Annotated in this window: 1 protein-coding gene; it reads right to left on the bottom strand. The window is 75.7% G+C overall.

Annotated elements, in window-relative coordinates:
• Positions 1-470 (bottom strand): esterase-like activity of phytase family protein (locus tag KDK95_RS38880; RefSeq protein ID WP_212522640.1); only part of this gene is annotated, 470 nt, incomplete at both ends.

The raw sequence follows: 470 nt of genomic DNA, 5'->3' as shown, positions 1-470 counted from the left end.
CGGTAGAGGCGCGAGAGGAAGCCCGCACCGGCGCTGTAGGCGCGTTCGAGCACCAGCAGGTGATCGGGGCCGTCCGCGAGGATTTCGCTCACGCCGTTGAGGCGCGGGCCCCAGGGAATGCGCCGCGCGCGGGGCACGGCGTCCGGCACGTAGGCGATCTGGCGCACGGCCCGCCCGCTCGAAAGATCGAGCGCCGTGATGCGCAGCGGCCCGCCGGGCGAGTGCGCTGTCGGCATCGGGCCGTCCTGGCGCCATGCAGCCTCCATCGCGAGCCAGGCCGTGCGGCCGTCGGGAGAGAGGGCCAGGCCTTCGAGCGTCGCATTGGCGCGCGGGCCGCTGTCGCCGCCGGGCCGCGGCTGGAAGGCCGGGGTCAGTGCGTACTCCCGCGCCGCCGCGCCGTCCGCATGGCTCTCCCGCAGCGCGGGGCCGTAGCCGCGCGCGAAGTCGCCTTCGCTGGTCCAGAGCAGCGA

Source organism: Actinospica acidithermotolerans (assembly GCF_018139625.1).
GTDB classification, from domain to species: Bacteria; Actinomycetota; Actinomycetes; order Streptomycetales; family Catenulisporaceae; genus Actinospica; species Actinospica acidithermotolerans.
Note: the sequence above shows the minus strand (reverse complement) of the source record. Positions and strands in the feature narration are given on the sequence as shown.